This is a genomic window from Winogradskyella ludwigii, from assembly GCF_013403985.1.
Taxonomy (GTDB): Bacteria; Bacteroidota; Bacteroidia; order Flavobacteriales; family Flavobacteriaceae; genus Winogradskyella; species Winogradskyella ludwigii.
On sequence record NZ_JABFDF010000004.1, the window covers coordinates 371,389 to 392,775 of the forward strand.

The window sequence follows — 21,387 nt, forward strand, 5'->3', positions numbered from 1 at the left end:
CAAAAATTATGTAGGTTTGAATGAAATTAATGAACATTTAATCAACAATAACACTATGCCACTATCAGCTAATAATCCAGATCGTACCTCATGGTTACATGTCGGTAAGACTTCAGATTTTCCAATTCAGAACATTCCTTTTGGTGTTTTCTTAACCAGAGACGACATTATTACCATCGGAACCAGAATTGGTGATACTGCTATTGACCTAGGTGCTTTACACCAATTAGGTTATTTTGAAGGTATTCCGTTAACAGACGATATCTTCTTACAAGATACGCTAAACGATTTTATTGCAGATGGTAGAAAAACGTGGCGTTTAGTTAGAAATAGAATTGCTGAGATTTTTGATGCTGAAAATGATACTTTAAAAAATAACGTACCTCATAAAGAAACTATTTTGTTTCGTTTAGATGAAATAGAAATGCAATTACCAATACAAGTTGGTGATTATACAGATTTCTACGCAAGTAAAGAACATGCTACTAATGTTGGGACTATGTTTAGAGATCCGGAAAATGCTTTAATGCCAAACTGGGTGCACATGCCAGTGGGTTATCATGGTCGTAGTTCGTCTATTATTCCTTCAGGAATTCCTGTTCATCGTCCGCAAGGACAAACTTTACCTGAAGGTGCTGACAAACCTGTTTTTGGCCCTTCTAAATTAGTAGACTTTGAGCTTGAAATGGCATTTATTACTACTGATGCTAACGATTTAGGAGAACCAATTCCTATTGAAGAAACGGAAGAATATATTTTTGGATTGGTATTATTTAATGATTGGTCTGCTCGCGATATTCAGAAATGGGAATATGTACCACTTGGACCCTTTTTAGGAAAAAGTTTTGCATCATCAATGTCTCCGTGGATTGTAACTTTAGATGCTTTAGAACCGTTTAGAACTGAAAGTCCAAAACAATCTCCAAAGCCTCTTGATTACCTTCAAACTAAAGGTAAAAAGAGTTTTGATATTAATTTAGAAGTTGGTATTCAACCCAAAGGTGCTAAAGAAACTACAGTTGCTAAATCTAACTTTAAATATATGTATTGGAATATGGCGCAGCAATTAGCCCATCATACGGTTAATGGTTGCCCTATAAATTCTGGTGATGTAATGGGAAGTGGAACAATATCTGGTCCAACACCAGATTCTTATGGTTCTATGTTAGAATTGAGTTGGAAAGGCACAAAGCCTTTACAATTAAAAGACGGAACAGAACGTAAATTTATTAATGATAACGATACTGTTATTATGAGAGGGTATTGTGAAAATGATGATATCCGAATTGGTTTTGGTTCTGTAAAAACAAAATTATTACCTGTTTTTGATTCTAAGAAAAAGAAGAAATAAACTATTAGATAAAAAATATTAAAGAGAAGATTAGAGTTTAATTACTTTAATCTTCTTTTTGGTTTAACACATTATCAATAAAGCTCTATTACTCTATACTTTTCACGTTCTTCTAAGATTGAAAACTAAAAGGGAGCTTCACAACTAAAACTTGCCCACTCCTTCTTTACTGGATGTTCAAAACTTAAGGTTTCTGCATGAAGATGTAATCGATTGGAAACAGTTCCGTACAAATCATCTCCAACAATTGGCATATTTAAACCTTTATGATGTGCTGCATGCACTCTTAACTGATGCGTCCGCCCAGAGATTGGATAAAAATGAATTCGTGTTTTATTATTATATACCTCTACAACTTCAAACTTTGTCTTTGCTTTTTTTCCATGCTCATAACAAACTAATTGTCTTGGTCTGTTGTTTAAATCTACACGAAGTGGCAAATCTATTACTCCTTCTTTAGTTTGAAGTTCTCCTTCTAAAACAGCAACATAGCGTTTTTTAATAGTTCGTTCTATAAATTGTTTTTGAAGTTTTTTATGGGTTCTTTCATTCTTAGCGACTAATAACAAACCTGAAGTAGACATATCTAATCGATGCAATAATAAAGGCCCTGTTGCATCTGGCAAATAGGATTGCATTCGTGTTAAAACAGAATCTTTTATCGTTTTTCCTGGCACTGATAAAAACTCGTTAGGTTTGTTTAATACCAATAAAAAATCGTCTTCATAGATAATTTCTAATTCTCCTTTAAAAACGCCAGCTAATTCTATAGGATTAGGTTCTACATCTAAACCTTGCATCATGTGTCCTAAAATAGGTTCGCATCTGCTACGACAAGATGGGTAGAATTGTCCGTGTTTTCTAACTTCTTTTGTTGGCGAAATTCCCCAATAAAATTCTGCCATAGCAATGGGTTTCAAATTGTTTTCATAAGCATATTGAAACAATTTAGGTGCTGCACATTCACCTGCTGCTGCAGGAGGTTTTCCTAAATCCGTTGCTTTAAAAATAGTTATTAAATCTTTGCTTTCACCATTGGCATTTAAAAATTGATACTGTTCGTGAATTCGTTTCTGCAAACTTGCAGATAACGTTTTTCTTTCAAGTTTTAAAGTTTCAATAGGTTGTATTAATTCCTTTAGAACCTTTTCTGCATTGGTAATAGCAGCTTCTAAATTCAATTTTAAATATTTTAAATCAATATTACTCTGAATACTTTGTTGTTTTAAGGTTTCTAAAAAGGCTACTTTTTCTGATGCTGAAAGTTGTTGCTCTGCTTCTACTCTACGTTGTTTTCGCTTTTGTTTTTGGGCTTTTGCATTGGTTTTAAACGCTTCGAGCTTAAGAACACCTTGGATTTTCGTTTGTTCTAAATGTATTTTAGCTTTTTCTAATTCGGGATTTTGCTCTAAAGTTTCAATTTTAAGCGTTAATTGATTTACATAGATTTCATTTTGCTTGTAGAATCCATCTTTATTCAACGTATCATAAATTGGCGGTACAAATCCTTTTAAATGATTGCTTTCTGCTAATTTTCCTGAAAATGCGGTGAGGTATCCTAATTGTTTTTCGGCATTTTCAACAATCATTACACCAAACATTTTTCCAATTTTTATGCCTTGCTTCTCTTTATCTAATCCAAAATTATGTTCAAAATCTGTTTGAGAATTTAAATAGGCTTTTATATCGTCTGCAGCTTTAATGCAAAGTGGATGTGGCGTGTAATAAAAGGGATAGGTAAACTGTTCCGGAAGTGTTTCCGAAAAATCAAATTCTATGGGATGAAAACAATTGTTTTCTTTATAAAACATAGGCTTTTTATTGATTTGTAAAGAAACGAAAATATATCCTAATCGTTAGTTCAAGTGAAATTGTATTTTAGTAATATGGTATTGATAATCTTTAGGTATTGAATGCTTCTTATTTGAATTTTTCATACTTCAAAAATCACTTGAAGTCACGAAAGTTTTTTACTTTGGCATCATAATTGGAATTGCAGTTATATAACCAATAAAAACCCAAGATTATGAAAAGATTTTTACTCTTAACAGTCCTTGTTTCGGTACTTGTATCTTGTAGTGCCAAAAAACAAATTGAAACCGCAATTAGCCATGGGAATTATGACCATGCTATTTCTGAAGCTTTAGAAAAACTTGAAAATAACAAAGATAAAAATCGCAAACAAGATTATGTTGTTATGCTTGAGGATGCATATTATAAAGTTTTAGAAGAAGATTTACAGAATATTTCACATCTAAAAAAAGATGGAAATCCTGAACAATACAAAACTATTTATGAAACATATGTAGATTTAGATAATAGACAAAATGCTATTAAACGTGTCTTACCTCTACAAATAAATGGAAAAACGTTAAAATTACAGTTTAGCGATTATAGTTCTGAAATTGTAGATTATAGATACAAAACTTCAGATTATTTAATAGATGAAGGCATTGCGCTTTTAGATTCTAAAGACAAATACAATGCTCGTGAAGCTTATGATATCTTTAGTTATATAGAACGTATTAATCCTAATTTTGAAGAAACCAGAAGTTTAATGACTGAGGCTCATTTAAAAGGAACTGATTATATTAATGTTTCAATTGTAAATGAGACCAATCAAATTATACCTCAGCAATTAGAAGCAGACTTGTTAGATTTTAACACCTATGGATTAGATCAATTCTGGACAACCTATCACTCAAACTCAGTAGAGACTATAAACTACGATTTTGCGATGCAATTACAATTAAAACAAATTAATGTCTCTCCAGAGCGTATAAATGAGCGTCAGGTATTAAGAGAACAAGAAATCATTGACGGATGGGAATACCTATTAGATCGTGCAGGAAATGTAAGAAAAGATAGCCTTGGAAATGATATAAAGATTGATAAAATAGTTAATGTCAAAGCAAGACTTACTGAAATTACACAAACTAAATCTACACAAGTTATCGCAGATGTTGTTTATACCGATTTAATTAAAAATCAAACTATAGATACATTTACTATAGATAGCGGGTTTGTTTTCGAAAACATATTCGGTGTATTTAAAGGAGATGAACGTGCTTTAAATAAAAATGATAGAAATTTAGTAAGACAAAGACAAATTGGATTTCCTTCTGATGAACAAATGATATTTGATACAGGAGAAGACTTAAAACTAAAATTGAAAGCTATTATAGGCTCTTATAAGGTCTAAAAAAGAGAAAACCCTCAGTATTATTTTAATCCTGAGGGTTTTTCCTTTTATTAATTTAAAGAAACTTCAACAAATCGATTTCATTAATTTCACCATGACTAGCATTAGCGACTACAACTCCATTATTTAGTACTAAAAGTTGAGGTGATTGATGCATTACTTGAAATTTATAACCAACTTCATTAGACACATCTCTATAGCTCAGTAAGTCTAAATAATACAAATCTGCATTACTATCTACATCATAATCAGCCACAAACTGCTTCATTACCATACTACTAATTCCGCAGCGTGTAGAATGCTTAAATATAATTTGAGTTTTTGTTTTAGATTTTTCAGCGATAACCTCTAATTGAGACACATCGTTTAAGGCTTGCCAAGGCAATACCTTTTCTACTTTAGCTTTTTTAGGCTCTGATGAACCAAATAACTTTTTAAACATATTTATTCTTTTATGGTAATTTCAAACTTAGTAAAAAAAACAGATTATATCATTAATCTGATCTAGGTCATTTTATCAGTCGCAACAATTTCGTAATCTTACATTCCGACAAAAAGTCATTTTAAAAAGCATCAAAACAGACATTTTGTCGCTTAATTCTTACAATTTAATATTGGTAAGATTATTGTCTAAAGATAGTCAAACACAACAATAAACAAGGTTGATTTAAAGGCTTAAACGTTTTTAAACGAACTATAAAACAATTAAAGATGAACTTTAACAATTATACAATTAAATCGCAAGAAGCCATCCAGCAAGCTCAGGAGCTTGCGCAAGGTTTTGGTCATCAGCAAATAGAAAACGAGCATATTTTTAAAGCCCTTTTTAATGTTGATGAAAACGTACTACCATTCCTCTTAAAAAAGTTGAATGTTAATGTACCTATGCTTCAACAAATATTAGACAAAGAACTCGAAAGTTTTCCTAAAGTATCCGGAGGAGACCTTATGCTCTCTCGTGAGGCTAGTAAAACGTTAAACGAAGCCGCTATCATCGCTAAAAAAATGAATGATGATTACGTTTCTATTGAACATCTCATATTAGCGATATTTAAATCTAAAAGTAAAATTGCCCAAATTTTAAAAGATCAAGGTGTTACTGAAAAAGGTTTAAATGCTTCTATTGAAGAATTAAGAAAAGGCGATCGCGTAACCTCTCAAAACCAAGAAGAAACTTATAACTCACTTAATAAATACGCTAAAAACTTAAATCAATTAGCAAGAGATGGAAAACTAGATCCTGTGATTGGTCGTGATGAAGAAATTAGAAGAATCCTTCAAATCTTATCACGTAGAACAAAAAACAATCCGATTTTAGTAGGTGAACCAGGAACAGGTAAGACCGCCATTGCAGAAGGTTTAGCACACAGAATCATCGATGGAGATATACCAGAAAATCTAAAAGACAAGCAGATTTTTGCTCTAGATATGGGTTCTTTAATTGCAGGTGCCAAATTTAAAGGGGAATTTGAAGAACGACTTAAAGCAGTTATAAATGAAGTCACCGAAAGTAATGGCGATATCGTCTTATTTATTGATGAGATTCACACCTTAGTTGGTGCTGGTGGTGGACAAGGCGCTATGGATGCTGCAAACATTTTAAAACCTGCTTTAGCACGTGGCGAATTAAGAGCTATTGGTGCAACTACTTTAGATGAATATCAAAAGTATTTTGAAAAGGATAAAGCTTTAGAGCGTCGTTTTCAAATGGTAAAGGTAGATGAGCCAGATACCGAAAGTGCTATTTCTATCCTTCGTGGTATTAAAGAAAAATATGAAGCGCATCACAAGGTTCAAATTAAAGATGAAGCGATTATAGGTGCTGTAGAATTATCACAGCGTTATATCACCAATCGTTTTTTACCAGATAAAGCCATTGATTTAATGGATGAGGCTGCGTCTAAATTACGAATGGAAATTAACTCTAAACCAGAAGAGTTAGATGTTTTAGACCGTAAAATAATGCAGCTTGAAATTGAACATGAAGCCATTAAACGTGAAAAAGATGAAACGAAATTAAAAAGTTTAAAAGCTGATTTAGCGAATCTTAAAGAAGAACGAAATGAGCTGAATGCGAAATGGATGTCTGAAAAAGAAGTCGTTGATAACGTTCAGAATATAAAAGAAGAGATTGAAAACTTTAAAATTGAAGCTGAACGCGCAGAACGTGATGGCGATTATGGAAAAGTAGCCGAAATCAGATACGGAAAAATAAAAGAGGCGAATGAACAGCTCGAAAAATATCAAAAAGAATTAGCTGAGCAGCAAGGCACATCTTTAATTAAAGAGGAAGTAACTTATGAAGATATCGCAGATGTTGTAGCGAAATGGACTGGAATACCAGTAACCAAAATGCTTCAAAGTGATCGTGAAAAATTACTAAAATTAGAAGACGAATTACACAAACGTGTTGTCGGACAAGAAGAAGCTATTGAAGCAGTTAGTGATGCTGTAAGACGCTCTAGAGCTGGATTACAGAATCCGCAAAAACCTATCGGAACTTTCTTATTCTTAGGAACAACAGGTGTTGGTAAAACAGAATTGGCAAAAGCATTAGCAGAATACCTGTTTGATGACGAAAACGCGATGACTCGTATTGACATGAGTGAATATCAAGAACGTCATGCAGTAAGTCGTTTGGTTGGCGCGCCTCCAGGATACGTTGGTTATGATGAAGGTGGACAATTAACAGAAGCTGTACGACGTAAACCTTATTCTGTAGTCTTATTAGATGAAATTGAAAAAGCGCATCCAGATACATTTAATATTTTATTACAAGTATTAGATGAAGGACGCTTAACGGATAACAAAGGAAGAATTGCAGACTTTAAAAACACGATTATAATTATGACCTCTAATATGGGAAGTCAGATTATACAAGACCGTTTTGAAGCTACTAAGGATATTCCTTCTGCCATTGAAGCTGCAAGAGTAGATGTATTAGCATTATTAAAACAAACCGTAAGACCTGAGTTTTTAAACCGAATTGATGATACCATAATGTTTACACCTTTATCCAAAGAAAACATTGTTAACATTGTAGGTTTACAACTTAAGAGCATCACTAAAATGATAGCAAAACAAGGTATTACGTTTGATGCTACACCAGAAGCTGTAAGCTATTTAGCAGATAAAGGTTATAATCCAGAATACGGAGCAAGACCTGTAAAACGAGTGATACAAAAAGATGTTTTAAACCAGTTGAGTAAAGAAATATTAGCTGGTAAGGTTACAACAGACAGTATCATTTTATTAGATGAATTCGATGGGCAATTAGTCTTTAGAAACCAAGGAGATTTGGTTGCTGAAGAATTGTAAGAAACATAGACTGTAACATTATTTATTTGAAACAGTCTATAAATTGATTGGTTGGTTGAAAGCAACACAAATTTTAAGCAATTAAAAGGCGTGTTGCTTTTTTTATGGTATAAAATCTAATTCTATTCCCTATTTTAGCAGAGCTACCATAATTAAGCAACCCGCTATGAATATTATTAAATATTACAATTTAAATTACGCAGATGTGTTTATTTTCGATCATTACGTAATTAATCAAATACACGAAGGTGTTACCATAGATGCTTTACAAGATAAACGTGTAAACGAAATTATTCAAAAACATTTTAGCGGAAAGGATATGGTATATATTTCTAATCGTATAAGATCATATTCCGTAGATCCATTAATATATCCACGAATGGAATTAATTCCTAATTTATTGGCAATCGCCATTGTTCCAAAAACGCTATCCATGAAAAAAAGCGCAGAATTTGAGGGCAATTTTTATGATAAGCCTTTTGAAATTTTTGACACGTTAAGTGAAGCTATAAAATGGGCAGATGGCATTTCTAAGAAGTCCGATTAGATATTCCATTTTTTGTCTTAATTTATATAACTATAATAATGTTGCCTTAACAGTATCCATTTACCACTCCTTTTAATACTTAAAATCGAACTCGAATACGGAAGCATGTAAACTTCAACAATCGAGAAATTAAGCATGTCAAATTAGAAAAATCTTACAATTTACGAAGTCTGATTTGTGAAGAATAATACACTTCATCGATGTTAATCTCAAACCAAAACATCGATAAACAGTAAACTTGTAACACTTCAATTCAAAATTGTTTTAATCATTCTAAAAAATTCAAAAAAAACATTCTGTAATTCAGTCAATTGCATTGAAAAAATAATTATTCGATAAACGACATTATAAATTATAAAATTTTAATAGCTCTTTAGCCGATAAATCATTACTTTTGTCGAGCTATTTAATTCCAATCAAATTTAAGAGACTTATTGACTTGATACTAGTAATCCCTCTACTCGTAGGAAATTACTGTGGCTAATTTTGATAAAAACCCTACTTATAATATATGAATTTAAATAGATACATAGATCACACTTTATTAAGTGCCTCTGCTACTGAAGCAGACATATTACAACTTTGTAACGAAGCTATAAAATATAATTTTTATTCCGTTTGTGTGAATAGCAGTTATGTTTTGCTTGCCAAGCAAGCCTTAGGCAAATCTGATGTTAAAGTTTGTACAGTCGTTGGTTTCCCGTTAGGAGCAATGTCTAGAGAAGCAAAAATATTTGAAGCAAAAACGGCTATCGACCAAGGTGCTTCTGAAATCGACATGGTTATAAATATCGGTCGTCTTAAAAGTCAGAATTATATTGCTGTGCTTAAAGAGATCAGCGATATGAAAAGTGCCATTGGACGAACAACGCTTAAAGTTATTCTAGAAATAAGCGAACTTTCAAAAAATGAAATTGTAAAAGCTTGCGAAATTTGTATTGACGCAAAAGCTGATTTTGTAAAAACCTCAACCGGATTTTCTAAAAGTGGTGCAACATTAACCGCTGTTAAAATAATGAGAAAAACAGTTAGAGATAAACTTAAAATAAAAGCTTCAGGTGGTATTAGAGATGCAGAAACTGCGCTTAAATATATTGATATTGGTGTGGATAGAATTGGAGCTTCGTCTGGAGTTGCCATGATGAATAATATCACATCAGATGCTGTATATTAATTAAAACAGTTTGCGTAACTTTGTTTCATGAGTGTACATATCGAAGCCAAAAAAGGCGAAATTGCAGAAACCATTTTATTACCAGGAGACCCTTTAAGGGCTAAATGGATTGCTGAAACATTTTTTGAAAACCCTATATGCTTTAATAAAGTTAGAGGTATGTATGGTTATACAGGAACCTATAATGGGAAACGAATTTCTACTATGGGTACAGGTATGGGAGTTCCTAGCATATCAATTTATGCTCATGAGCTTATTACAGAATATGACGTAAAAAATCTAATTAGAGTTGGTAGTGCTGGTTCTTATCAAAAAGAGGTAAAACTAAGAGATGTTGTTTTAGCTATGGCTGCATCATCAACGTCTGGTGTAAATGAACTTCGCTTTGGAGGTGCAGATTATGCGCCAACAGCAGATTTTGGTTTATTTATGAAAGCTGTTAATGCTGCAAAACTAAAAGACATTGCTATTAAAGCAGGTAACGTTTTATCCTCTGACGAATTTTACGAAGACGATAAAGATGCTTATAAAAAATGGTCTAAGTTTGGTGTATTGTGTGTAGAAATGGAAGCTGCAGGTTTATATACTGTTGCAGCAAAACATAACGTAAACGCATTAGCTATTTTAACTATATCAGATTCATTGGTTACTGGAGAAAGTACAACTAGCAAGGAAAGAGAAACAACTTTTAAAGGCATGATTGAAGTGGCTTTAGAGCTTGCATAATATTATTTTCTTCCTTTTATAGGAAGTATTTTAATCTTCTAAATTATATATGAAATGAATAGTTTCAAATATAATTTAGAAGATTTTTCAATTTATATTCACTAAATTAGTCGCTTACCTTTTGAAATAAAATTCAAATTCATCTTGTCTTAAATACTTATGAAAAAACTCATACTAATATTACTCATTACTTTAGTTGCATTCCCTTCTTGTAAAGAAAAAACAGAAGCGAATGAAAATGTTATTGCTACTTACTATTTAATTAGACATGCAGAAAAAGACAGAGGAGATAAAACTAATAGTGATCCGCATCTTTTACAAGTGGGACGACAACGTGCAACTAACTGGAAAAAGCATTTTAAATCCGTAAAGTTTGATGCTGTGTATTCTACAGATTACAACAGAACTAAAGAAACGGCAATGCCAACAGCTAAAGCAAATGATCTTATACTTCACTTTTATAACCCATCTGATTTAAAAATTGAAGAATTCATGGAAAAAACAAAAGGGCAAACCGTCCTTATTGTTGGTCATAGTAACACCACACCAAAGTTTGTAAATGCATTATTAGGCGAGGATAAATATGAGGATATTGAAGACCATAACAATGCTAACCTTTATAAAGTAACTATAACTAAAGATGGTAAGACTTCTGAAGTATCAGTTGTTAATTAAATCTACCGTTACATTTTCTAGCTCTATTTTAGACAACAATTCTAACTTATTATCTTCAAAATACTTACCTAGACTATCTAAAGGAGTCTTTAAGTTTTCAGATTTATAATTATTATAGTCTACAAAGCGTAATCCACTAACGTAACGCTCATTATAAGCCTGTCTAAATCGCATTCCTAAACCTTTATCTTCTCTGTATGAATAGGCTAAATAATCGGCCTTAAACGTGTCTTTGTTTATCCAATAGACAAAAATATCGTCAAAATCTTCTCCTCCCCCTTCTTCATTAAAAGTCACTCTAATTTTATAGTAGTCTTTTCCTTTAATTTGTTCACTTTTCAATAAGGTTTTATTTACCGCTTTACCATCTAATCCATAAGGTAACACTGAAAAATAGTGTACAGAATTAACAGAAGCAGAATAAACCTGAGCTATAGAATCGTTTAGCTCTACGAAGTCTTTATTATTATAACGCTCAAAACCAACATTGCTTAACATATCAAAAATAGAATCGTTATCTTTTGCTGTTATTCTAACTAAAAGAAATTCATGTTGTTTTCGCAAGGCTTGATAATACACGTCACGAAATTCAAACTTAAGACTCGAGTTTTCAAAACGTTTTCCGCCTGAAACCTCTATTGATTTAACAATAATTTCATCTGCGTTTAACGTTTGTTCTTCTGTTTGAACCGTTTTATTAACGTCTTGAGTCTTTTCGTTTTTACAGCCAAAAAGCACAACAACAAATACGAGTAGGATAAAATTCTTCATAATTAAATTCAATTTTCACTAGAGTCGCAAAACTAAAGATAAGATTACAAAAGAATCATAAATTCAACTTAAAGAAATATCATCGAAGAATATACAAATGATTATAATTCGCAGGCTATCCTCGATATTATACTTTAAATTAAACATGTAAAATTTGATAAAAAAAAGTTCCTTGATCGTGCTTCAAACTTCAACCTTACTTTACTATCTTTGCCATCCATGCAAAAAACTGTTAACATACAAAATAAGAAAGCAAGATTTCAGTACGAGATATTAGATAAATATACTGCTGGAATTGTACTTACTGGAACTGAAATAAAATCTATTAGATCTAGTAAAGCATCTATTGCCGAAAGTTTCTGTGAATTTAATGACAAAGGTGAATTGTTTGTTGTTAATATGACGGTTGAAGAATACAAATATGGTACGCATTACAACCATAGACCAAAGGCTGTACGTAAATTATTGCTCAATAAAAAAGAGCTTAAGAAGCTAAAAAAAGAAATGGACGTTAAAGGTGTTGCCATTATTCCATTGCGCTTATTTACTAACGAAAAAGGACTTGCTAAATTAGTAATTTCACTTGCAAAAGGTAAAAAACTCTACGATAAAAGAGAAACGATTAAAGATCGTGACAATAAGCGTAACTTAGACCGTATAAAGAAAGATTTCCGATAACTTTAAGACTGCTATAACTTTTATACTTCTATTTTTAGTCTATGTTTGATACATAGATTGTAAATAACTTGCGATTTATTTAAAACTATAAGCAACCATTATCCAATTAATAGCGTCTATATAAATGTATGCTCATTTATAAAATCTTGACTTAAATTTTAATTTTGTTTTTATTAAGGCATAGATTTTGTTACAACTGACCTTATTATTAGATCTTAAAATCAATCATCAATCAAGCCACTATGCAAAAACCTCTACTCAGTATTCTTTTTATAGTTTTTAGCACTATTCTATCTGCACAAATTAAAGGAAACATTACAGATCAAAATAACGAAGCACTTCCTTTTGTAAATATTTTAATAGAGAACACCTACAAAGGCACTACGAGCAATGATAACGGTTATTACGAGCTTAATATTTCAGTACCAAAAACCTATACTATTGTTTATAGTTATTTAGGTTATAAAACGGTAAAAAAAGAAATTAACATCACTACGTTTCCATATGAATTAGATATAACATTAACAGAAGAATCAGTATCACTCAGTGAAGTTCTAATAGATGCCAATGACGATCCTGCTAATGCTATAATGCGACAAGCCATTAACCAACGTAAAGCTAATCTTGATAAAATTAATTCTTTTAAAGCCGATTTCTATTCTAGAGGCTTAATTAAAATTAAAGATGCCCCCGAAAAAATAATGGGTCAAGATGTTGGAGACTTAGGAGGCGGATTAGACTCTACAAGAAGTGGCATTATTTATTTATCTGAAACGATTTCTAAAATTCAGTTTTTAAACCCTGATAAGCTTAAAGAAAAAATTACAGCGTCAAAAGTTAGTGGAAATAGTAATGGCTTTAGCTTTAACAGCGCATTAGATGTCGATTATAATTTTTACAATAACACCATTAACTTTGGTAATGAAATTATCTCACCAATTGCAAATAATGCTTTTAGCTATTATCGTTATAAGCTTGAAGGTGTATTTTATGATGACAGAGGGAATCTAATAAACAAGGTTAAAGTCACTCCAAAACGAAAAAATGACCCTGTTTTTTCTGGCTTCATATACATTGTAGAAGACCAATGGACTATTTATGCTTTAGAATTGGACATTAAAGGAACACAAGCGCGTATTCCTATGGTAGATATTATTTCTCTACAACAGAGTTTTTCTTATTCTGTAACAGATGATATTTGGGCTCAAATTTCACAAAGTATCGATTTTAAATATGCCTTATTTGGAATTAAAGGAGAAGGACGTTTTACAGCCATCTATAGTAATTACGAATTTAATTCAGGACTCACTAGAAAAGACTTTAACCGAGAAATAGTAGCTTTTGAAAAAGAAGCGAATAAAAAAGATTCTATATTTTGGAATGCCATTAGACCTGTGCCTTTAACTGCTGAAGAACGTACAGATTACGTAAAAAAAGATAGTATTCAAATTCTACGCGAGTCTAAACCTTATTTAGATTCTATAGATACTGTAAGAAACAAATTTAAACTCAGTAGTATCTTAGGTTACACGTATCAAAACTCTCATAAAGATTATCGCTTGGGTTATGATATTCCACTTTTAGGAGTACAATTTAATACCGTTCAGGGTTATACCGCTAATGCCAACGTATTTTACACAAAAAATTACGACGAATTTAAACGCTTTTTTAGAGCAAGCGGAAATATTCAATACGGATTTTCAGACGAACGCTTACGAGCTACAGGTGCGTTAACTTATAAATTCAATAGTATTAGTAATTCCTTTTTAATGTTGTCTGGAGGGGTTTCTGCAGAACAATTTAATCCTTCAAATCCTATTTCTCCATTAATCAACTCCGTAAGCACATTGTTTTTTGAAGATAATTACATCAAACTGTATGATAAAAGTTATGTCGCTCTTAATTATTCCGAAGAGCTATTTAATGGATTTCGATTATACGCAGGTTTGAGTTACGAAAGACGAAAAGCACTTTTTAACACCACAGATCAAACCTTTATAAATGAAGAAAATGATGTTTACACAAGTAACAATCCACTAAACGAAACAGCTTTTGGTATTGCGCCTTTTGAAACACACAACATTGTAAAAGGAAATATTGATGCACGTATTAATTTTGGACAAGAATACTTAAGCTATCCTGATGCTAAATACAATGTTGGTAACGACGATTACCCAACCCTGTACTTAGGTTATGAAAAAGGATTTGGCGCCACCAATAGCGATTATAATTTTGACCAAATCAAAGCCAGCCTTATACAATCGTTTAACGTAAAAGATAAAGGTCGACTTATGTATAACCTTAAAGCAGGAAAGTTTTTTAATGCTGATGATATTGCGTTTATGGATTACCAACATTTTAATGGTAACCAAACACATGTTAGTACAGAAGGAAATTACAACAACGTATTTAATAATTTAGATTATTATACTGCGAGTACCAATGATGCTTATTTTGAAGGTCATGTAGAACATGACTTCAATGGTTTTTTACTCGGCAAAATACCTTTATTGAATAAGTTGAATTTCAATTTAGTTATCGGAGCACATTTATTAGCAACACCAGATTTTAAACCTTATCAAGAATATTCAGTTGGAGTAGATAATATTGGTTGGGGAAAATGGAGATTTTTAAGAGTAGATTATTTGCGTTCTTACCAAAGCGGATTTCAAAGCGATGCGATTTTGTTTGGTTTAAAATTATTTTAACTTTATACGATGAAAAAAGTATGTATTATTTTGTTTCTTTTTACACTTGGACTTAATGCCCAAGAAGAAAAAGACTATTCTAAAAACGTTGCAACATTAGATAGCACAATCGCTACGTTATATGCCGTAATCTCAGGAGATAAAGGAGAGGAACGCAATTGGGACTTGTTTAAACATTTATTTAAAAAAGACGCTAAACTGATTCCAACAGGCAAAAATCAAAAAAAAGAAATAACTGTACGTTACATGTCCACAGAAGATTATATAACAACTTCTGGGCAATGGTTAGTAGAAAATGGTTTTCATGAATTGGAAATTAAAAGAGAAACGCAAACTTTCGGAAATATTACTCATGTTTTTAGTACGTATGAAACTTATAACAGTAAAGCCGACGAAAAACCATTTATGAGAGGTATAAACAGTATTCAATTATTTAATGACGGAAAACGTTGGTGGATTGTTAATTTATATTGGATGCAAGAATCTAAAGAACATAAAATTCCTAAAACGTATTTACCAAAAAATTAAATTAACATATTTTTAAAACAACCCAAAAATCTAAGTCTCATATTTACACCGTGAAAATTTTAAACCTCATAAAAAAGCAAACCTCACTCCTATCCTTTATGGGGTTGGTCCTGCTATTGGTATTTTCTCCATGTAAAGTTAGAAACTCAATTCAAGATGTTTTTGAGATTCCCAAAACAGAAGTTTCAAACAAAAGTTTATCAGCATTAAATAGTGGTACTTGTGATATATCTACCAATGCCACAACTGTAATTTCAAATTCAAAAAGTAGCCTACAAACGTTACAAGCTGCGTTGGTTAAAAAATCTCAATTCACCACCCAATTTATTGCGCTTTCAGAAAGACCAATAAGCCAATATTACAATGCTAGAGCACAAATTCCACCTTTAGCTCCTTACTATATTCTCTTTCAAAACAACAAAGCGTATCTATAATTAATTTTCTTCAGACTTAAATCTAGCATTCTTAGCTAGTAGAAAATTATTAATTACATTATAGATAACAAAATGAATTTACATATTAAAAACGACTCGGGTTTTTTAGCCCTTGGAGTCCGAATGGTCATCGGTTGGACTTACTTTTCAGCATTTTTTAGACGCACAATTTTAGCTAATAAATTAGATCCAGAACTTCCTGGTTACATTGGCGAAAAATTTAATCACTTTCTACCAAACGCTTTAGGCATAAAGCCTATGATTCAATATTTAGTTGAGAATCCAGATATACTATATTACAATATGGTCGCTTTTACTATTATTGAAGGTCTTGTTGGTTTGTTTATTATATTCGGATTATTTACAAGACTAATGAGTATTGGTGTGTTTGGTCTAGCAATGGGTATACTTCTAGGTTCTGGTTGGATTGGAACCACTTGCTTAGATGAATGGCAAATTGGAGTACTTGGTATTGCCACAGGGTTTCTATTATTTTTAACAGGAAGTGGACGCTTATCTTTAGATAATTATCTATTGACTAAAAATGTAGCTTTCACCAAAAAGAAATGGTTTGCATGGTTAGGTTCTGGTTTACTACCTATTAGAGATCGTGCTTTTTCAAAAGTTGTAATTATAGGCTCATTTTTAATTTTTGGTTTAACATTATACACCAATCAAGTATTTCATGGTGGACTTTGGGGAACTTTGCACAACAAATCTGTAAAACCTAAACTTGAAATTACAGAAGGAAAATTGGATAAAAACGAACTTTCTTTTGATGTCTTTAGAGTTGAAGGTGTTGATGTTTATGGAGCTTGGATTATTGGAATAGAGCTTAAAGATGAACAAAATAATGTGGTTGTAAATTATACACAACAAAAATTAGCAACCTTACCAAAACAAGCCATAGATAATTATTATATCGCAAAAATTAAATCCGGAAAGCACAGTTTAATTGTGCCTTTAGGTGCAAAAGCTAAACTAAAATTGAATACGTCTACCATTCAGAATTTACCAAGAGGGACTTACACTTTAAAAATGACTGATATTAGTGGAGATAGCTGGGAACATCAAATAACTAAATAGTAGATTAAAAATAACAACTCCTAAAATTGTGGCTTCTTGCTATTCGTTTTAGGAGTTTTAATTTATTAAAAAATCAACTTAATCAATTTGATAAAATTTTAAAGAACCATGATAAAAAATTGAATTGAGAATAAAAATAGATTGCACTTATTTGGGTTTTAATTTATTCAACCTATTTTTATCAAAACATATCTCAAAATAATTTCCGCATGACACTCGCTTTAAAATCCCTTTCAGCATTAATTATTACTTTATTTATTTCAATAACAAGTTGTGCACAACAATCTAAAGAAAAGGCTGTCCCTATTTTTAAAGATGGCGAAGCTCAAATTGTTGAAGCTTTTAGTGATACAAATAAATGGATTCGACACGATTTATGGGTCGAAACAGAATTTGACACTGATGGAGATGGCAAACAAGATCGTATGCACGTTGCGGTAACACGACCAGAACAAACAGAAACCGAAGGTTTAAAATTACCCATTATATATGTCACTAGCCCATATTTTGCTGGTGTAGCTGCAGATTTACCTGGAGTTATGTGGGATGTAGATATAGAATTAGGAGAAACAGCAAAAGAACGTGTTCACCCTGAAGTCACACGACGAGGAAAACGACCAATAATTTCAAACTCTCACTTAAGAAAATGGGTTCCTAGAGGTTACATCGTAGTACATTCCTCTTCACCAGGAACTGGTTTATCTGATGGAGCACCAACTATAGGAGGAGAAAATGAATCCTTAGCTCCAAAAGCAGTAATCGATTGGTTGTGTGGCAGAGCGAAAGGTTACACCGAACGTGAAGGTAGCGAAGAAATTAAAGCTTATTGGTCTACAGGAAAAGTGGGAATGACAGGCACATCCTATAACGGCACATTACCTCTAGCAGCTGCAACGACAGGAGTTGAAGGTTTAGAAGCTATTATTCCTATTGCGCCAAATACCTCATATTATCATTATTACCGTTCTAATGGCTTAGTACGTTCGCCTGGTGGTTATTTAGGTGAAGATATTGATGTCCTTTATGATTTTGTACATAGTGGGAAAGAAGAAAACAGACCATACAATAACGAAACCATAAGAGATACCGAAATGAAAAACGGTATGGATAGAGAAACTGGCGATTATAACGAATTTTGGGCAGGAAGAGATTACCTTAATCAAATGGATAACATGAAAGCTGCTTTATTAATGTCTCATGGTTTTAACGATTGGAATGTAATGCCAGAGCACAGTTACCGTATTTACAAAGCCGCAAAAGAAAAAGGATTACCTACACAGATTTACTATCATCAAAATGGCCATGGTGGACCACCTCCAACGACGATGATGAACCGTTGGTTTACAAAATATCTTCATGGTATTGATAATGGTGTTGAAAAAGAAGAAAACAAAGCCTATATCGTTAGAGAATACGATAATCCACAAGAACCAACAGCTTATAAAGATTATCCAAATCCAGAGGCTTCAGATGTTACTTTTAATCTAACAGTAAGAGGACATACAGCTGGACATCTTCATTTAGACACTAAAATGAAAGAAGCTACTGAAAAACTAATCGATGATGTGAACTTTTCGGGTAAAGATTTAGCTACTGCTGAAACTTCTGAAAACAGATTACTATATGTAACTCCGAAATTAAAGCAAGATGTACATATTTCTGGTGTCCCAAAAGTTACTGTAACATTAGCGAGTAATAAAGCCGCAGCGAATTTATCGGTTTGGTTAGTCTCATTACCTTGGCAAGAAGGTAAAGACATTAAGATTACAGATAATATAATAACTCGTGGTTGGGCAGATCCTAAAAACTATAAGTCTTTAACTCATGAAGAAGATTTAAAACCTGCTACATTTTACACTGTAACTTTTGACTTACAACCAGACGATCAAATTATTAAAGCAGGTCAACAAATTGGTCTAATGATATTTTCTAGTGATAAAGAATTCACCTTGCATCCCAAAGCAGGAACTGAATTAACCATTAAAATAGGAGGCCAAACGACATTGTCCTTACCAATTGTTGGAGGAAAAGATGCATTTATTAAGGCTACTAATTAATTTTAAGCTTTGTAAGTTGGAATGACTTTTATTAAGTACGATGCAAAATTTGTATTAAGAATAACCTAATTCTTATCCTCTAACATAGGGACAAATCTAAAATCGCCAAATTCATGTTTTTCAAACTCTTTTGGTCCTTTTCTTATAAATAATGTCATGACCTGTACTTTATCTCCTACAGGAATAACTAAGCGTCCGCCAATTGCTAATTGACTTAAAAGCGGATTAGGAACATAAGGTGCGCCTGCAGTAACAATTATACTTTGAAAGGGAGCTTCTACAGGTAAGCCTTTATAACCATCTCCAAATATAAGTTGTTTGGCGCGATAGCCTATTTTAGGTAAAAATTTAGATGTTTTTTTAAAGAGTTCCTTCTGACGTTCAATACTATAAACTTTAGCACCAAGCTCTAAAAGCACCGCTGTTTGGTAACCACTTCCTGTTCCAATTTCCAGAACTTTATCTTCTGGTTGTACCTTTAATAATTCAGATTGAAAAGCTACAGTATATGGCTGTGAAATGGTTTGGTCTGCAGCTATAGGAAACGCTTTATCTTGGTAGGCATGGTCTATAAAGCCAGAATCCATAAACAAGTGTCTCGGAATTTTACCAATTGCCTTTAAGACTCCTTTATCTTTTATATCTTTATTTATTAGAGTTTCAACAAGTTGTTGGCGCATTCCTTGATGCTTAAATGTGTCTTTCAAAGCGTAGTTAGTTTAAGGTAAAAATACTTCAAAAAAATTAAATTTCAACTTCATAAGTCTTCATTTTTTTCTTCCTTAGACTTAAAAGTACAAGGCTAATTGCGATTAGTATTATAAGATCATTACGCTTTAGATGTTGATTTCTTAAACCTTAAATAGTTACTTCACATTTTAATCTTACCATAAATAAATCGCAGTTTTATACTTTCTAATTTTACGTAAATCTTTAAACATCATACTTCAATACAAAAGCCTATCAATTTCGCATTATTTTACATTTTATATTTTCAATTTCTGAGCGAAAACGACTATTTTTGTTAAAAACAGAAAAACATGTTGAAAGCTGGTGTTCTTGGTGCTGGTCACCTTGGTAAAATTCATTTAAGGTTACTTAACCAATCTAAAAAATATGATCTTGTCGGTTTTTACGATGCAGATCCTGAAAATGCAAAACGCGTTGTAGAAGAATTTGGTTATACATATTTTGATTCTATTGACGATTTATTAGATGCCGTAGATGTTGTAGATATTGTAACTCCTACCCTTTCTCATTATGATTGTGCTAAAGCAGCCATCAAAAAAGGAAAACATATTTTCATTGAAAAGCCTATTACTAATACCGTTGAAGAAGCTGAAACCATTAGAACTTTAGTCGCAGAACACGGTGTTAAAGGTCAAGTTGGGCATGTAGAGCGTTTTAATCCAGCATTTATTGGTGTTAAGGATCAAATTGTAAATCCTATGTTTATTGAATGTCATAGGCTAGCTGAATTTAATCCTCGTGGTACAGATGTGCCTGTGGTTTTGGATTTGATGATTCATGATATTGATATTATTTTAAGTGTTGTAAATTCTACGGTAAAACAAATTTCTGCAAGTGGAGTTTCTGTGGTTAGCGATACACCAGATATTGCCAACGCACGTATAGAGTTTAAAAATGGTTGTGTTGCCAATTTAACGGCAAGCCGGATTTCATTAAAAAACATGCGTAAAACACGATTCTTTCAAAAAGATGCTTATATCTCTGTCGATTTCTTAGAAAAGAAATGTGAAGTTGTAAAAATGAAAGATGCACCTGAAAATCCTGGTGATTTTGATATGATTCTTCAAAATGCGGAAGGCATTAAAAAGCAAATCTATTTTGATAATCCTGAAATAGCAAACAACAACGCCATTTTAGATGAATTAGAAACGTTTGCAGATGCCATTAATAATAACACGAAGCCCATTGTAACACTTCATGATGGTACTGAAGCTTTACGTGTTGCTAACATGATTATTAATCAATTTTAATAGTACTTATTTATAGCTATCGAGATTCATTTTTAATGTAAAGTGAATCTCGATTCTAATATTATTTCAACAAAATAAACGCTCAATTATATTTAAAATTAAATTGAGTATTAACAAAATTCTTATTTCGCC

At 32.2% G+C, this 21,387-nt stretch carries 18 protein-coding genes; 14 read left to right on the forward strand and 4 right to left on the reverse strand.

Going from position 1 to position 21,387, the window contains the following annotated elements; all coding sequences use genetic code 11:
• The first annotated feature begins 55 nt into the window (after positions 1–55).
• The gene (gene fahA / locus HM981_RS12120; RefSeq protein ID WP_179339064.1) at positions 56–1,351 is read left to right on the forward strand and encodes a fumarylacetoacetase; all 1,296 of its coding nucleotides are present in this window, start codon (positions 56–58) and stop codon (positions 1,349–1,351) included.
• Between the two features lie 125 nt (positions 1,352–1,476).
• Here the strand turns inward: fahA and HM981_RS12125 are convergent, their stop codons facing one another.
• The gene (locus HM981_RS12125; protein WP_179339065.1) at positions 1,477–3,162 is read right to left on the reverse strand and encodes an RluA family pseudouridine synthase; all 1,686 of its coding nucleotides are present in this window, start codon (positions 3,160–3,162) and stop codon (positions 1,477–1,479) included.
• Positions 3,163–3,377: 215 nt separating this feature from the next.
• On the opposite strand from HM981_RS12125, the gene HM981_RS12130 reads away from it, so the two are divergent.
• A complete protein-coding gene (locus HM981_RS12130; RefSeq protein ID WP_218846424.1) occupies positions 3,378–4,553 on the forward strand; it encodes a hypothetical protein in 1,176 nt (391 codons plus the stop codon).
• 55 nt (positions 4,554–4,608) lie between these two features.
• On the opposite strand, the gene ytxJ is transcribed toward HM981_RS12130, so the two are convergent.
• A complete protein-coding gene (gene ytxJ / locus HM981_RS12135; protein WP_179339145.1) occupies positions 4,609–5,001 on the reverse strand; it encodes a bacillithiol system redox-active protein YtxJ in 393 nt (130 codons plus the stop codon).
• A 263-nt stretch (positions 5,002–5,264) separates the two neighbouring features.
• On the opposite strand from ytxJ, the gene clpB reads away from it, so the two are divergent.
• The 5 genes from clpB (at position 5,265) to HM981_RS12160 (ending at position 10,993) form a co-directional block, all read left to right on the forward strand.
• Entirely contained in the window at positions 5,265–7,871 is a 2,607-nt protein-coding gene (gene clpB, locus HM981_RS12140) for an ATP-dependent chaperone ClpB (RefSeq protein ID WP_179339066.1), read from the forward strand.
• Positions 7,872–8,037: 166 nt separating this feature from the next.
• Entirely contained in the window at positions 8,038–8,418 is a 381-nt protein-coding gene (locus HM981_RS12145; RefSeq protein ID WP_179339067.1) for a hypothetical protein, read from the forward strand.
• A gap of 511 nt (positions 8,419–8,929) precedes the next feature.
• Positions 8,930–9,592: a deoxyribose-phosphate aldolase gene (gene deoC / locus HM981_RS12150; RefSeq protein ID WP_179339068.1), complete on the forward strand. Its 663-nt coding sequence runs from the start codon at positions 8,930–8,932 to the stop codon at positions 9,590–9,592.
• Between the two features lie 27 nt (positions 9,593–9,619).
• Entirely contained in the window at positions 9,620–10,318 is a 699-nt protein-coding gene (gene deoD, locus HM981_RS12155; protein WP_179339069.1) for a purine-nucleoside phosphorylase, read from the forward strand.
• A gap of 159 nt (positions 10,319–10,477) precedes the next feature.
• Entirely contained in the window at positions 10,478–10,993 is a 516-nt protein-coding gene (locus tag HM981_RS12160; protein WP_179339070.1) for a phosphoglycerate mutase family protein, read from the forward strand.
• On the opposite strand, the gene HM981_RS12165 is transcribed toward HM981_RS12160, so the two are convergent.
• Positions 10,979–11,764 carry a DUF6503 family protein gene (locus HM981_RS12165; protein WP_179339071.1) on the reverse strand — a complete coding sequence of 262 codons (786 nt, stop codon included), beginning with the start codon at positions 11,762–11,764 and terminating at the stop codon, positions 10,979–10,981. The genes HM981_RS12160 and HM981_RS12165 overlap by 15 nt on opposite strands.
• A gap of 219 nt (positions 11,765–11,983) precedes the next feature.
• Here HM981_RS12165 and smpB point away from each other — a divergent pair, with 219 nt between their 5' ends.
• The 6 genes from smpB to HM981_RS12195 all read left to right on the forward strand — a co-directional run bounded on the left by smpB (position 11,984) and on the right by HM981_RS12195 (position 19,255).
• Positions 11,984–12,442: an SsrA-binding protein SmpB gene (gene smpB / locus HM981_RS12170; RefSeq protein ID WP_179339072.1), complete on the forward strand. Its 459-nt coding sequence runs from the start codon at positions 11,984–11,986 to the stop codon at positions 12,440–12,442.
• 242 nt (positions 12,443–12,684) lie between these two features.
• Positions 12,685–15,150, forward strand: a complete 2,466-nt coding sequence (locus HM981_RS12175; protein ID WP_179339073.1) for a DUF5686 and carboxypeptidase regulatory-like domain-containing protein — start codon at positions 12,685–12,687, stop codon at positions 15,148–15,150.
• Positions 15,151–15,159: 9 nt separating this feature from the next.
• The gene (locus tag HM981_RS12180) at positions 15,160–15,678 is read left to right on the forward strand and encodes a hypothetical protein (RefSeq protein WP_179339074.1); all 519 of its coding nucleotides are present in this window, start codon (positions 15,160–15,162) and stop codon (positions 15,676–15,678) included.
• Positions 15,679–15,728: 50 nt separating this feature from the next.
• Entirely contained in the window at positions 15,729–16,112 is a 384-nt protein-coding gene (locus HM981_RS12185; RefSeq protein WP_179339075.1) for a hypothetical protein, read from the forward strand.
• Positions 16,113–16,184: 72 nt separating this feature from the next.
• Positions 16,185–17,198 (forward strand): TQO small subunit DoxD, encoded by a 1,014-nt coding sequence (locus tag HM981_RS12190; RefSeq protein WP_179339076.1) that lies wholly within the window; start codon positions 16,185–16,187, stop codon positions 17,196–17,198.
• Positions 17,199–17,407: 209 nt separating this feature from the next.
• On the forward strand, positions 17,408–19,255 hold the full coding sequence (locus HM981_RS12195; RefSeq protein WP_179339077.1) for a Xaa-Pro dipeptidyl-peptidase: 1,848 nt from the start codon (positions 17,408–17,410) through the stop codon (positions 19,253–19,255).
• Between the two features lie 65 nt (positions 19,256–19,320).
• Here the strand turns inward: HM981_RS12195 and HM981_RS12200 are convergent, their stop codons facing one another.
• Positions 19,321–19,962 carry a protein-L-isoaspartate(D-aspartate) O-methyltransferase gene (locus HM981_RS12200; protein ID WP_179339078.1) on the reverse strand — a complete coding sequence of 214 codons (642 nt, stop codon included), beginning with the start codon at positions 19,960–19,962 and terminating at the stop codon, positions 19,321–19,323.
• A gap of 333 nt (positions 19,963–20,295) precedes the next feature.
• Between HM981_RS12200 and HM981_RS12205 the strand changes: the two genes are divergently transcribed.
• Positions 20,296–21,255: a Gfo/Idh/MocA family protein gene (locus HM981_RS12205; protein WP_179339079.1), complete on the forward strand. Its 960-nt coding sequence runs from the start codon at positions 20,296–20,298 to the stop codon at positions 21,253–21,255.
• Positions 21,256–21,387: the final 132 nt, after the last annotated feature.

Coding starts and splice junctions, on each gene's coding strand:
- HM981_RS12175 (WP_179339073.1), top strand. CDS start 12,685: ATGCAAAAACCTCTACTCAGTATTCTTTTTATAGTTTTTAGCACTATT.
- deoD (WP_179339069.1), top strand. CDS start 9,620: ATGAGTGTACATATCGAAGCCAAAAAAGGCGAAATTGCAGAAACCATT.
- HM981_RS12145 (WP_179339067.1), top strand. CDS start 8,038: ATGAATATTATTAAATATTACAATTTAAATTACGCAGATGTGTTTATT.
- HM981_RS12160 (WP_179339070.1), top strand. CDS start 10,478: ATGAAAAAACTCATACTAATATTACTCATTACTTTAGTTGCATTCCCT.
- clpB (WP_179339066.1), top strand. CDS start 5,265: ATGAACTTTAACAATTATACAATTAAATCGCAAGAAGCCATCCAGCAA.
- fahA (WP_179339064.1), top strand. CDS start 56: ATGCCACTATCAGCTAATAATCCAGATCGTACCTCATGGTTACATGTC.
- smpB (WP_179339072.1), top strand. CDS start 11,984: ATGCAAAAAACTGTTAACATACAAAATAAGAAAGCAAGATTTCAGTAC.
- HM981_RS12165 (WP_179339071.1), bottom strand. CDS start 11,764: ATGAAGAATTTTATCCTACTCGTATTTGTTGTTGTGCTTTTTGGCTGT.
- HM981_RS12205 (WP_179339079.1), top strand. CDS start 20,296: ATGTTGAAAGCTGGTGTTCTTGGTGCTGGTCACCTTGGTAAAATTCAT.
- HM981_RS12130 (WP_218846424.1), top strand. CDS start 3,378: ATGAAAAGATTTTTACTCTTAACAGTCCTTGTTTCGGTACTTGTATCT.
- HM981_RS12195 (WP_179339077.1), top strand. CDS start 17,408: ATGACACTCGCTTTAAAATCCCTTTCAGCATTAATTATTACTTTATTT.
- HM981_RS12190 (WP_179339076.1), top strand. CDS start 16,185: ATGAATTTACATATTAAAAACGACTCGGGTTTTTTAGCCCTTGGAGTC.
- HM981_RS12125 (WP_179339065.1), bottom strand. CDS start 3,162: ATGTTTTATAAAGAAAACAATTGTTTTCATCCCATAGAATTTGATTTT.
- HM981_RS12180 (WP_179339074.1), top strand. CDS start 15,160: ATGAAAAAAGTATGTATTATTTTGTTTCTTTTTACACTTGGACTTAAT.
- deoC (WP_179339068.1), top strand. CDS start 8,930: ATGAATTTAAATAGATACATAGATCACACTTTATTAAGTGCCTCTGCT.